At 61.4% G+C, this 12,828-nt stretch carries 11 protein-coding genes and 1 tRNA gene; 9 read left to right on the top strand and 3 right to left on the bottom strand.

The genetic code is table 11. The features are described from left to right. Window positions 1-52: 52 nt before the first annotated feature. Window positions 53-718, top strand: coding sequence for an HAD-IIIA family hydrolase (locus ACN0SW_RS10815; RefSeq protein ID WP_417727941.1), 666 nt, complete (start codon window positions 53-55; stop codon window positions 716-718). Between the two features lie 90 nt (window positions 719-808). Beyond that, the gene (locus tag ACN0SW_RS10820) at window positions 809-2,008 is read left to right on the top strand and encodes a DegT/DnrJ/EryC1/StrS family aminotransferase (RefSeq protein WP_417727942.1); all 1,200 of its coding nucleotides are present in this window, start codon (window positions 809-811) and stop codon (window positions 2,006-2,008) included. A gap of 65 nt (window positions 2,009-2,073) precedes the next feature. Here the strand turns inward: ACN0SW_RS10820 and ACN0SW_RS10825 are convergent, their stop codons facing one another. Beyond that, a complete protein-coding gene (locus tag ACN0SW_RS10825; RefSeq protein WP_417727943.1) occupies window positions 2,074-2,931 on the bottom strand; it encodes an alpha/beta fold hydrolase in 858 nt (285 codons plus the stop codon). Beyond that, window positions 2,928-4,316, bottom strand: a complete 1,389-nt coding sequence (locus ACN0SW_RS10830) for a M20/M25/M40 family metallo-hydrolase (RefSeq protein WP_417727944.1) — start codon at window positions 4,314-4,316, stop codon at window positions 2,928-2,930. Before ACN0SW_RS10830 ends, ACN0SW_RS10825 begins: the two co-directional genes overlap by 4 nt. 231 nt (window positions 4,317-4,547) lie before the next feature. Between ACN0SW_RS10830 and hemA the strand changes: the two genes are divergently transcribed. The 5 genes from hemA to ACN0SW_RS10855 all read left to right on the top strand — a co-directional run bounded on the left by hemA (window position 4,548) and on the right by ACN0SW_RS10855 (window position 10,371). After that, window positions 4,548-5,777 (top strand): 5-aminolevulinate synthase, encoded by a 1,230-nt coding sequence (gene hemA, locus ACN0SW_RS10835; protein WP_417727945.1) that lies wholly within the window; start codon window positions 4,548-4,550, stop codon window positions 5,775-5,777. A gap of 116 nt (window positions 5,778-5,893) precedes the next feature. After that, window positions 5,894-7,135 (top strand): helix-turn-helix domain-containing protein, encoded by a 1,242-nt coding sequence (locus ACN0SW_RS10840; protein ID WP_417727946.1) that lies wholly within the window; start codon window positions 5,894-5,896, stop codon window positions 7,133-7,135. A gap of 90 nt (window positions 7,136-7,225) precedes the next feature. Continuing rightward, a complete protein-coding gene (ispG, locus tag ACN0SW_RS10845; RefSeq protein WP_417727947.1) occupies window positions 7,226-8,353 on the top strand; it encodes a flavodoxin-dependent (E)-4-hydroxy-3-methylbut-2-enyl-diphosphate synthase in 1,128 nt (375 codons plus the stop codon). 105 nt (window positions 8,354-8,458) lie between these two features. Then, window positions 8,459-9,733, top strand: coding sequence for a phosphopyruvate hydratase (gene eno / locus ACN0SW_RS10850; protein WP_417727948.1), 1,275 nt, complete (start codon window positions 8,459-8,461; stop codon window positions 9,731-9,733). Window positions 9,734-9,954: 221 nt separating this feature from the next. Then, entirely contained in the window at window positions 9,955-10,371 is a 417-nt protein-coding gene (locus ACN0SW_RS10855; RefSeq protein ID WP_417727949.1) for a hypothetical protein, read from the top strand. Between the two features lie 82 nt (window positions 10,372-10,453). On the opposite strand, the gene ACN0SW_RS10860 is transcribed toward ACN0SW_RS10855, so the two are convergent. Next, window positions 10,454-10,527, bottom strand: a tRNA-Cys gene (locus ACN0SW_RS10860). A 159-nt stretch (window positions 10,528-10,686) separates the two neighbouring features. Between ACN0SW_RS10860 and ACN0SW_RS10865 the strand changes: the two genes are divergently transcribed. Next, window positions 10,687-11,340 (top strand): protein-L-isoaspartate O-methyltransferase family protein, encoded by a 654-nt coding sequence (locus ACN0SW_RS10865; protein WP_417727950.1) that lies wholly within the window; start codon window positions 10,687-10,689, stop codon window positions 11,338-11,340. Between the two features lie 35 nt (window positions 11,341-11,375). After that, window positions 11,376-12,782, top strand: coding sequence for a TolC family outer membrane protein (locus ACN0SW_RS10870; RefSeq protein WP_417727951.1), 1,407 nt, complete (start codon window positions 11,376-11,378; stop codon window positions 12,780-12,782). Window positions 12,783-12,828: the final 46 nt, after the last annotated feature.

The following is a 12,828-nucleotide window of genomic DNA, read 5'->3' on the forward strand; positions in this document are numbered from 1 at the left end:
ACGTCTCGTTCTATCCGCTGGCGCGGAGCGGGACGTGGAAAAGGGGCGAGGCATGCGCACGGTGGTTTTCGATCTGGACGGCACGTTGGCCGATACGAGCGGCGATCTGGTGGCGGCGGCCAATGCCTGTTTTCGCGATATGGGCGCGGGCGATTTGCTGGATGCCGTGGCGGATGCCGGGGTTGCGCTGCGCGGCGGGCGCGCGATGTTGCGGCTGGGGATGGAGCGGTTGGGCCGCGCCGAGGATGAGGTGGCGATCGACCGCTATTATCCGGTGCTGCTGGACGCCTATGCCGCGGCGATTGATGTGCACACGGTTCTCTATCCCGGCGCGATGGCCGCAGTCGCGCGGTTGAGCGACGAGGGCTATAGGGTTGCGATTTGCACCAACAAGCCCGAGCGTCTGGCGCGGCTGCTGTTGGAGCGCCTGGGGGTGCTGGGGTCGTTTCAGGCGCTCACCGGCGCTGATACGCTGAACGTGCGCAAGCCGGACCCCGAGCATCTGCGCGAAACCGTGCGCCGGGCCGGGGGCGATCCGGCGCGCGCGCTGATGGTGGGCGACACGGTCACCGATCACGACACCGCGCGGGCGGCGGGCGTGCCGTCGGTTTTGGTGGGGTTTGGACCCGGCGGGGGCGCTGTGGCCGCACTCAACCCCGAGGCGGTGATCGCGCATTATGATGAGTTGCCGGGTGTGGTGCGGCGTCTTATCGGGTGAGCCGCAGGACCGTTTCAGGTTTTCTGAAGGAATGTGGCATAGCCACGCAAAACCATTGACGAGAGCATGGGTGCGCCCCAAAACAAAGCCATGACAGAGATATTCCAAGGTAATTTCACCCAACAGGAGCCGATCCCAGAAGAGGGGATTGCCGCCGCCCTCGACGTGCTGCGTTCGGGCCGGTTGCACCGCTATAATCTGGTTGGCGAGGAGGCGGGCGAGGTGGCGGCGCTGGAGCGCGAATTTGCCGCCTATACCGGCGCGCGTTACGCGCTGGCCGTCACCTCGGGCGGCTATGCGATGGCGACGGCACTGCGGGCGCTGGGGGTGGGGCCGGGCGACCGGGTGCTGACCAATGCCTTTACCCTGGCACCCGTTCCCGGTTCGATTGCCAGCGTGGGGGCGGTGCCGGTCTTTGTGGGCGTCACCGAGGCGCTGACGATTGATCTCGACGATCTGGTGGCCAAGGCGGGGCAGGCCAAGGTTCTGATGTTAAGTCATATGCGCGGGCATCTGGCGGATATGGACCGGCTGATGGCGATTTGCGATGGTGCGGGCATCACCGTGGTCGAGGATTGCGCCCATACCATGGGGGCGGCGTGGCGCGGCATCCCCTCGGGGCGCTGGGGCAAGATTGGTTGTTATTCCACTCAGACCTACAAGCATATGAACTCGGGCGAGGGCGGGTTTCTGATCACGGATGATGACGAGGTGATGGCGCGCGCCGTGATCCTGTCGGGATCCTATATGCTCTATGGCAAGCATGGCACGGTGCCTGCCCCAGAGGTCTTTGAGCGGGTGAAATACGACACGCCCAATGTCTCGGGCCGCATGGACCATCTGCGCGCGGCGATTCTGCGCCCGCAGTTGCGGGCGCTGGGGGGGCAATGCGCGAACTGGAACGCGCGCTACCGGGTGGTAGAGGACGGGTTGCGCGGCACGCCCGGTCTGACGGTGGTCGAGCGGGCGGAAGAGGAGAGCTATGTGGGCTCGTCGATTCAGTTCCTGTTGCTCGACTGGGACGGCGGGCGGATTGCCGAGGTATTGAAGCGGTGTCTTGCGCGCGGCGTGGAACTCAAGTGGTTCGGCGCGGCCGAGCCGGTGGGCTTTACCAGCCGCTATGACAGTTGGCGCTATGCGCCGTCTGCGCCGATGCCTGCGAGTGACCGTATCCTGCGCGGCATTGTCGATATGCGCTTGCCGCTGACCTTTAGCCTGGAGGATTGCGCGCAGATCGCGCGGATTATCCGCGCCGAGGTGGGCGCGGTGTTTCAGGCGCAGAGCGTGTAAGGGCGCGCGGCCCCCGTCCCGGATCAAGTCCGGGATGTCCCCGAGGTATTTCCGGCCAGATGACTTCAGCGCTTTGCGAGAAAGTCCTGCAGGGCTTGCGCGGTTTCTTGTGGGGCGGTGTCGGGGAAGAAATGGCCACCCGGCAGGGCGCGGGCGGTCATGTTGGTGCATTTTGCGACCCATGTGGCGGGGACGTCATAGTGCTTGGCCATGGCCCCGGAGGCCCCATAGAGGATACGGGTGGGGCAGGTGATTTGCGCTGCGGCATCGGCGCTGTCATCGGTCATGTCGAAGGTGAGTGTGGCGCGGTAGTCGTTGCACATGCCGCGGATCGTGTCGGGATCGTGCCATGCGGTGCGATAGTGCGCCAGTTGGTTCGCGTCGAAATCCGTCAGCTGCGCGCCGCCCCATCCGAGCAGGCAGGATGTGTAATAACTCTCTGGATCGGCGGTGATCATGTGCTCGGGAAACGGGGCAGGCTGGGCGAGAAAGAACCAGTGATAGTAGGATTTTGCCACCTGCCAGCGCAAATCCGACAGCAGGGTATGGGTGGGAATGATATCCATCAGAGTGAGCGATGTGACGCGGGTGGGGGCATCGAGCGTCAGGCGATGCGCGACGCGCGCGCCCCGGTCATGGCCAATCAGATCGAAGCTGTCATGCCCGAGACTGTCCATGAGGGCGGTCATCTGCGTGGCCATGGCGCGAAAGCTGTAGGCAGAGAGGTCGTGCGGTTTGGCCGAGTCGCCATAACCGGGCAGATCAGGGCAGATCACGGTGTGGGTTCTGGCCAGAGCGGGCGCGATGTGCCCCCACATGGCGCGGGTTTGCGGAAAGCCATGCAGAAGCAGCAGCGGCGGCCCGTCGCCGCCGATGCTACAGGCGATCCCGCCGTGTCGGTGATCCGTGAAACCGGGGATCATTTCGCCAGCGCGTCGAGCACGCGCGCCCAGCTTCGGATGCCCTTGTGAAAGCTCTGGACGTTGTATTTCTCATTGGGAGAATGAATCGCGTCATCCTCTTGGGCAAAGCCGATGAGCATGGCGTCCAGCCCGAGGATTTCCTTGAAAAAGCCTGCGATGGGGATCGAGCCGCCCATGCCGGTAAACACCGCCTCGCGCGCCCATTCCTCTGAGAGCGCCTGACGGGCGGCCTCGAATTCGGGGCGGTTGATGTTCATCACCGCTGCTGGCGAGCCGTCGAGATCCTGATTCCAGGTGATCTTGGCGTCGGGCGAGAGCCGATCCTCGACGTGTTTGCGGATCTTTTGGCGCAAAGTGTCGGGGTCCATGTCACCGACAAGGCGGCAGGTCAGTTTGCAATGGGCCTGCGCCGGGATCACCGTCTTGGTGCCTGCGCCCTGATAGCCGCCCCAGAGGCCGTTGATTTCCAGCGTGGGGCGCGCCCATTGCTGGACAAGGGTGGAATAACCGGTCTCGCCATGTGCCTGTGTCATGCCCACGGAAGAGAGGTATTCGTGTTCGTCGAAACCGCAGCTTTCCCATTGGCGCAGCAGGTCTTCGGGCACCTCGTGGACGCCCTCGTAGAATCCCTCGACCGCGACGCGGCCCGTGTCGTCGTGGAAAGAGGTGATCAGGCGCGAGATTTCGCGCAGCGGGTTGAGGGCGGGGCCGCCGTAATGGCCGGAATGCAGGTCGATGCGCGGGCCGGTGATGGTGAATTCATCCTTGAGCATGCCGCGCAGTTGCGAGGCGATGGAGGGCACGCCGGGGGCCACCATGGAAGTGTCGCAGATCAGCGCAAGGTCGGCCGAAAGCTCGGCGGCATTCTCGCGCATGAAGGGGATGAGCGAGGGCGAGCCTGATTCTTCTTCGCCCTCGAAGAAGAAGGTGATCCGGCAGGGCAGGGTGCCTGTCACATTCCGATACGCGCGGCAGGCCTCGATAAAGGTCATGAGCTGGCCCTTGTCATCCGACGCGCCGCGCGCGCGGATCACTTTTCCGTTGGGTGTGTCCTGAATTTCGGGCGCGAAGGGATCGGTGTGCCAAAGCGCCAGAGGATCGACCGGCTGAACATCGTAATGCCCGTAAAACAGAAGATGCGGTCCGGTGGCACCCTGAGGCCCGTCGATATGGCCCACGACCATTGGGCGGCCGGGCGTGGGACGTTTTTCTGCTGCAACGCCAAGGCTTTGCAGGTCTGCAACCAGCCAGTCGGCGGCGGCGTCACACGCGTCTGAATAGGTCGGATCGGTCGAAATCGACGGGATGCGTAACAGGCCCGTCAGCCGGTCTAGGGCGCTGGGCAATTGGTCGTCGATGTGGGAAAGAACGGCGGAAAGCGACATGTCGGGCCTTTGGGTTTGAGTATGGTTGCGAAGGAGGGTATCAGGCCGACCGGCGCTGTCCAGTGACTTGACGCAAGTCAAGGAAGCGGGGAGCGGCAATTTGTAACCTGTTGTGTGAGAGGGGTGGAATATATACCATTCCAAATATTGAATAAGTGGCATGCAAATTGCCACCAAGACCCGAAGGGCGGCTGGCACCGCTCGTCGGTGCCCGTCAGGAAGGAACAGCCAGTGGATTACGCAGCCAAGCTGGATCAAGCGATTGCCCGTCTGCATCAGGAAGGTCGCTATCGCACCTTTATCGATATTGAGCGGAAGAACGGAAATTTCCCGCATGCCATATGGCGCAAGCCGGGTGGCGCGGAGCAGCCGATCACGGTCTGGTGTGGCAATGATTATCTGGGCATGGGCCAGCATCCGGTCGTGCTGGCGGCGATGCACGAGGCAATTGACGCCACCGGCGCGGGATCTGGCGGCACGCGCAATATTTCGGGCACGACCGTGTATCACAAGCAGCTTGAGGCGGAATTGGCCGATCTGCATGGCAAGGAAGCGGCGCTGCTCTTTACCTCGGCCTATATCGCCAATGATGCGACGCTGAGCACACTGCCCAAGCTCTTTCCGGGGCTGATCATCTATTCCGACGCGCTCAATCATGCCAGCATGATCGAGGGCGTGCGCCGCAACGGGGGCGCCAAGCGGATTTTCCGGCATAACGATGTGGAACATCTGCGCGAACTGATGGCGGCGGATGATCCCGACGCGCCCAAGCTGATTGCCTTTGAGAGCGTCTATTCGATGGATGGCGATTTTGGCCCTATCGAGGCGATCTGCGATCTGGCGGACGAGTTTGGCGCGCTGACCTATATTGATGAGGTGCATGCGGTGGGCATGTATGGCACGCGTGGTGCCGGTATCTGCGAGCGCGACCGGCTGATGCATCGTCTTGACATCATCAACGGCACGCTGGCCAAGGCCTATGGTGTGATGGGCGGCTATATCGCCGCAAGCGCCAAGATGTGCGACGCAGTGCGCAGTTACGCGCCCGGTTTCATCTTTTCCACCTCGCTGGCACCAGCGCTGGCGGCGGGGGCCAGGGCATCGGTTGCCTTGCTCAAGACTGCCGAAGGCCAAAAGCTGCGCGAGCAGCACCAGACGCAGGCGAAGATCCTCAAGACGCGGCTCAAGGGGCTGGGTCTGCCGATGATTGATCACGGATCACATATCGTGCCGGTGATCGTCGGCGATCCGGTGCACACCAAGAAGTTGAGCGATATGTTGCTTGAGGGCTATGGGATTTATGTGCAGCCGATCAATTTTCCGACCGTCCCGCGCGGCAGCGAGCGTCTGCGCTTTACTCCGTCGCCGGTACATGGGGCGGGTGAAATGGATGCATTGGTGCATGCGATGGATGAACTTTGGAGCCATTGTGCGCTGAATCGCGCCGAAATGGCGGGCTGATCTCTCTGCACGTGCATTATACCTTGCCTTGTGTTAGCGTGTGATAAAGAAAAGTTCAGAGTTCGAATCGGGACATTCGGGCAGCTGGGCAAGACACTCGAGAGGCAGGGACCCGCATGATTGGGCGGCGATTTTCGCGAAAGGCCGACGTGGAAGAGGTTGAAGCCCGTGGCTTTGACGCCTTTGAGTTGCGCCTTGGCGATTTGATGCGCGGAGAGCGCGCGACGCTCGGAAAGTCCCTGCTGGATGTGGAGCGCGAACTGCGGATCAAGGCCAATTATGTGGCGGCGATCGAGAATTGCGATCCGTCGGCCTTTGATACTCCCGGCTTTATTCCCGGCTATGTCCGGTCTTATGCGCGCTATCTTGGGATGGACCCGGATCAGGCGTTCAAGGTGTTTTGCGAAGAATCCGGCTTCTCTATTGCGCATGGCATGTCGGCAGAGGCGTCTTCGATCCGCAAATCGGGGGTGGGGCCTGTCATGCAGCGCAAAGCGGCGCGGCAAGATCCGTTGATGTCACCCAATACACCGTTTCTGCCTGCCTCTGAGAGTTTTCTGTCGCGGATCGAGCCGGGTGCGGTCGGATCGGCGCTGGTGCTTGTCGCGTTGATCGGGGCAATTGGCTATGGTGGTTGGAGTGTGCTGCGTCAGGTGCAGCAAGTGCAGCTTGCCCCGGTCGAGAATACGCCGGTGGTGCTGGCTGATCTTGATCCGCTGAGCGGAGCCACGGCGCGCCCCGGTGATGTGATCGAAGGCGAAGGCGCGGCAGCAGGTGTGTTTCAACCGCCGCGCGATGAACGCCTGAGCCGTCTTTATCGGCCTAAGGCACTGGATGTGCCGGTGATGGTGGCGCGGGATGCGCCGATTTCCACACTGGACCCGAGGGAAGTGGGAACCCTGAGCCCGCTCACACCCGAGGCGGATCGCTATAGCGACAACGGTATCGCCCTTGCTTTGCGCGAGGCGCATGAGGTCGAAATCAGTCCGGGCCCGAACCAGCCGCAGGTGGTGGCCGATACCATGGCCGTCGTGCAGATGGTTGCGGTTCGTCCGGCATGGGTGCGGGTGCGGGCCGCCGATGGCAGCGTGATTTTCGAAGGCATTCTCAACTCGGGCCAGTCCTATTCGGTGCCAGCCACCGAAGAGCCGCCAACGGTGCGTGTGGGCGAATCGGGGGCGATCTATTTCGCCGTCAATGGTCAGCATTATGGTCCGGCGGGCGCGCGGGGTTCTGTGACTTCGGGGCTGGCGCTGACCGCAGAGGAATTGACCGACCGCTATGCGCTGGCCGATATAGAGGCGGATCGGGACCTGATGCGCTATGTCGCTGAGGCCGTGATCGCACCCCAGCAATAGGCGGCAATCGGCGTCGCACGATTGCCCCGGACCCCTGCGCGTATTAACTAGGGGCAACAGTCACCTTCAGACGAAACGGGGCCAGACGCGATGTCGCTCAACCATATCCGCCCGTGGCGCAATATCTACCGCCGCAAATCCCGTCAGATCATGGTCGGAAACGTCCCCGTTGGCGGGGATGCGCCGATTACCGTTCAGACCATGACCAACACGCTGACCACCGATGTGGCGGGCACCGTGGCGCAGGTTCAGGCGGCAGCAGAGGCCGGTGCGGATATCGTGCGGGTTTCGGTGCCGGATGAGGCATCCGCCAAGGCGTTGAAAGACATCGTGCGCGAAAGCCCAGTGCCGATCGTGGCGGATATTCATTTCCACTATCGGCGCGGCATCGAGGCGGCAGAGGCGGGGGCCGCGTGCCTGCGGATCAACCCCGGCAATATCGGTGACGCGCGGCGCGTGCGCGAGGTGATCGCAGCGGCGCGCGATCATGGCTGTTCGATGCGGATTGGGGTCAACGCCGGGTCTTTGGAAAAGCATTTGCTTGATAAATACGGCGAGCCGTGCCCCGATGCGATGGTAGAGAGCGGGCTGGAACATATCCGCATCCTGCAAGACAATGATTTTCACGAGTTCAAGATCAGTGTGAAAGCATCGGACGTGTTCATGGCCGCTGCTGCCTATCAGCAATTGGCCGAGGCCACCGATGCGCCGATTCATCTCGGGATTACCGAGGCGGGCGGCCTCATGTCGGGCACGATCAAGAGCGCGATTGGTCTGGGCAATCTTCTGTGGATGGGCATCGGCGATACGATCCGGGTGAGCCTGAGCGCTGATCCGGTCGAAGAGGTCAAGGTTGGCTACGAGATCCTGAAATCATTGGGCTTGCGGCATCGGGGGGTGAATATCATCTCTTGCCCGTCCTGTGCGCGCCAAGGCTTTGACGTTATCAAGACGGTCGAAGCGCTGGAAAAGCGGCTGGAGCATATCAAGACGCCGATGAGCCTGAGCATTATCGGCTGTGTGGTCAATGGCCCCGGCGAGGCATTGATGACCGATGTCGGCTTTACCGGCGGGGGCGCGGGGCATGGCATGGTCTATCTCGCGGGCAAGCAGAGCCACCGGTTGGACAATGCGCAGATGATCGACCACATCGTCGAACAGGTCGAGCGGCGCGCCGCCGAGATCGAGGCGCAAGAGGCGGCGCAGGCGGCGGAATAGCGGCAGCCCTCTGCTGCGCCTGCATGATGCCTGTGCCGCGTTTGCAAAGCGCGGAAAACTTGCTAAGGCAGGCGCGAGCCAATTCCAGCAAAGGATTCCCCGCCCATGAGCAGCATCATTGATATTCACGCCCGCGAAATTCTGGACAGCCGGGGCAATCCCACGGTTGAGGTTGATGTGACGCTGGAGGATGGCACCATGGGCCGCGCCGCCGTACCGTCGGGGGCGTCCACCGGCGCACATGAGGCCGTTGAGCGGCGCGATGGTGACAAGACGCGCTATATGGGCAAGGGCGTGCTGGAGGCTGTGGCCGCCGTCAATGGCGAGATTGCCGAGGCGCTGGCGGGTATGGATGCGACGGAACAGGTCTCGCTCGATATGGCGATGATCGAACTCGACGGCACCCCCAACAAGGGGCGCCTTGGGGCCAATGCAATCCTTGGTGTCAGCCTTGCCTGTGCCAAGGCGGCGGCGGATTTTTCTGGCCAGCCGCTCTATCGTTATGTGGGGGGCACCTCGGCGCGGGTGCTGCCAGTGCCGATGATGAACATCATCAACGGCGGTGAGCATGCCGACAACCCGATCGACATTCAGGAATTCATGATCATGCCGGTGGCGGCGGACAATATCCGCGACGCCGTGCGCATGGGCTCGGAGGTGTTTCACACGCTGAAAAAGGAACTGTCGGCGGCGGGTCTGGCGACCGGCGTGGGGGATGAGGGCGGCTTTGCGCCGAACCTTTCGAGCACGCGCGATGCGCTGGATTTCATTCTCAAATCCATCGAGAAGGCGGGGTATCGCCCCGGCGAAGAGATTTACCTTGGCCTCGATTGCGCCGCGACGGAATATTACAAAGGCGGCAAGTACGAGATTTCGGGCGAAGGATTGAGCCTGAGCAGCGCTGAAAACGTCGCATATCTGCAAGCGCTGGTGGCGGATTATCCGATCATCTCGATCGAGGATGGCATGGCCGAGGACGATTGGGAGGGCTGGCGCGCGCTGACCGAGGCGCTGGGCGACAAGGTGCAACTGGTGGGGGATGACCTGTTCGTCACCAACCCGGCGCGCCTGGCGATGGGGATCGAGCGCGGCTGTGCCAATTCGATGCTGGTCAAGGTCAACCAGATCGGTACGCTGACCGAGACGCTGCAAGCGGTGGACATGGCGCATCGCGCGCGCATGACCAATGTGATGTCGCACCGCTCGGGCGAGACCGAGGATGCCACCATCGCAGATCTGGCCGTGGCCACGAATTGCGGACAGATCAAGACCGGCAGCCTCGCGCGCTCTGACCGGTTGGCGAAATACAATCAGTTGATCCGCATCGAGGAAATGCTGGGAGAGACCGCGATTTACGCGGGCCGTTCGATCCTGAAATAAGCTGCTGCGCGCCTCTTGGGGTGGAAAATTGAAAATTTTCCAGTTCGGAATTTTTTCAAAATTCCGCTCGGGGCGCGCTGCTCCTTTGTTTTACACCTATTGGCCGTAGGATTCGGGGCGACGCGCAATTGCGTTGTGGCCCCGGAGACTGGTCTGGAATGGGTATCGACGATCTGAGAAAGGATGTGGGCGATCAGGCTTGAGTTGATGTGCTCAAGGCGATGGATCGCACCTATGCCGAGTTGGTCGATTGTCAAAAGCAGCTTGAGAGTCGCAATGCAGAGCTGACCAATTTGCGGCATTTCCTGTCGTCGATCATGGTCTCGATCATCGAACGCAACGGGCTGGGCGCGACCCAAATTGCTGCCCACCCAATCCTCACAACCCAAAGCGGCGGGTGGATGAGCTACCGCTATATGGCTCAAATCATGCTCAAAGAACGTAAGCGTCTTGGCCTTGAAGCCTATGATCTTCATGCCTTGCGTTATCGCGGCGTCATGGAATTGGCATGGGCTGGTTGTGATGGCGATGAGATCGCCAGCTATTCCGGCCACGCCACCAAAGAGATGGTCGCTAAGTATGCTGGGGAAGCCCGGCAAATCATGCGCGCACGTCAAGCATCGGAGAAACGACTGTGAACAGAACAGGACCAGAACGTGAAACTGATACCCGGGGTGATACCCTTACGGGCCTATACATCCACAAGTCATTGAAAATAAATGGAGGCGAGTAGGAGAATCGAACTCCTGTACACGGATTTGCAATCCGCTGCGTAACCACTCCGCCAACTCGCCGCTCCAAGTGGTTGCGTTGGATTATATGATCAGGTCGGACGGCGCAAGTGGGCAAAGCTGGGTTTTACGCAACGGTTTGTCGGGCCTATTGTCGTTGCCGCCGGGTGGGTTCTGTGCGAAAACCTGTGCCATAGGATTCCGAACGCAAGAGTTTAGATCATGACAGACTATGCCGCGCGGCGCACAATGATGGTAGATACGCAAGTACGCCCCTCTGATGTGACCAAATTCCCGATAATTGATGCCATGCTCTCGGTCCCGCGAGAAGCGTTTGTGCCGACCGCGCTGCGCGAGGCGGCCTATATGGGCGAAAACCTTGATCTGGGCGAGGGACGGGTGATGCTTGATCCGCGCACGCTGGCCAAGATGCTGGATGCGCTGGAGATCGAGGGCGATGATCTCGTGCTCGATATTGGCCCGGCATATGGCTATTCCGCCGCCGTGATCGCCCGTATGGCCGAGGTGGTTGTGGCAGTCGAGGACACCTCGGCGATGACCGAAGAGGCGCAGCGCACACTATCCGAGCATGGGGCCGATAATGTGGTCATGCATGAGGGTCCGCTTGCCGATGGCGCGCCGGAACACGGGCCCTATGATGTTATAACCGTGCAGGGGGCCGTCGAGCATCTGCCCGAGACACTGACGGCGCAACTCAAGGATGGCGGGCGCATGGCCTGCCTGTTCATGGAAGGGGCCTTGGGTGTGGTGCGGATCGGCTACAAGATCGACGGTCGTATAAATTGGCGGTACGCTTTTAATGCAGGTGCACCGGTTCTGCCCGGATTCGAACGGCACGCAGCCTTTACCCTGTGACGGGTGAGGTGCGGCAAAGGAGAGAGTGCAAGAGCATGAAGACTAGAAACTTGCAGGCCCTTTGTGCCGTGCTTGGGGTTGCGGTTTTGAGCATTACGCCAATCGCAGCCAAGTCCGAAACGCTGGCTGATACGCTCAAGAGTGCCTATATCAACAGCGGTCTCTTGGACCAGAATCGTGCCCTGCTGCGCGCTGCCGATGAAACTGTGGCACAAGCCGTGGCCAACCTGCGGCCGATCATCGACTGGACGTCGGGCATAAGCGTTGTGTCAAGCGACACCCGGACACAGGCGTTAAACCGCAACAATACCGCAACCGATCTCAATCTGGCGATCACAGGCAGTCTGTTGCTCTATGATTTCGGGCGCAGCGATTTTCTGACCGAATCTGCCAAGGAAACCGTTCTGGCCACAAGACAGACCCTGATCAGCGTTGAGCAATTCGTTCTGCTGACTGGCGTGCAGGCCTATATGGATGTGATCCGCAATCAGGAATTCGTGGCCTTGCGGCAAAACAACCTGCGCCTGCTGCAGGAAGAACTGCGTGCGGCGCAGGATCGATTTGAGGTAGGCGAGGTGACTCGCACCGATGTGGCGCAAGCCGAAGCTGCCGTGGCGTTGGCCAAGAGCGGTCTGGCTGCGGCGCAGGGCGATCTGACCATTGCGATCGAGGGATTCCGCGAGGCCGTGGGACGAGACCCGGGCGTCTTGCGCACTCCGGGCGATCTGTCGCGACTGGGTGAGAATGTCGAAGTGGCCAAGGCGGCGGCGGTGCGGCGTCATCCGGACATCTTGCAAGCGCAGCACAATGTTGCTGCTGCAGAGCTGAATATCCGGGCGGCCGAGGCCGCGCTGCTGCCCACGTTGAACCTGACCGGGCGGATCGGGGCCACAGAGGAGATCGGAGGGTCCGACATGTCGCGCACCGGCAGTGTCGGGGTCGAATTCCGCGGGCCGATTTATCAAGGTGGACGGCTAAGTTCGGCGCAGCGTCAGGCAATGGCACAGCGCGATGCACAACTGGCGCAACTGCATCTGGCCGGCCTTCAGGTCAAGCAGGACGTGGGCAATTCCTATGCCAATCTGCGCGCGGCGCGGGCCAGCAGAACCGCGAGCATTGAGGCCGTGCGTGCGGCACAGGTGGCGTTTGAGGGCACTCGGGAAGAGGCGACCTTGGGCGCGCGCACCACGCTCGACGTGCTGGATGCCGAACAGGAACTGCTCGACGCACAGGCCAATTTGATTTCTGCGAATGCCGACGTTGTGATCGCGTCCTATTCGGTGCTGGCCGCTATTGGCGAGCTGACGGCACGGGATCTCAATCTGGGTGTGCAAACCTATGATCCGGCGGCATATTACGATCTGGTCAAGGACGCTCCGGTCCCCAGCAGCGCACAGGGTCAAAAACTCGACCGGGTGTTGCGAGCGCTGGGAAAAAACTGAAAAGTTTTTGAATCGGTTGTGTGAAATCGCCTCGGGGGGTAAGCTT

It is taken from the genome of Roseovarius sp. (assembly GCF_048262375.1).
Classification (GTDB): domain Bacteria; phylum Pseudomonadota; class Alphaproteobacteria; order Rhodobacterales; family Rhodobacteraceae; genus Roseovarius.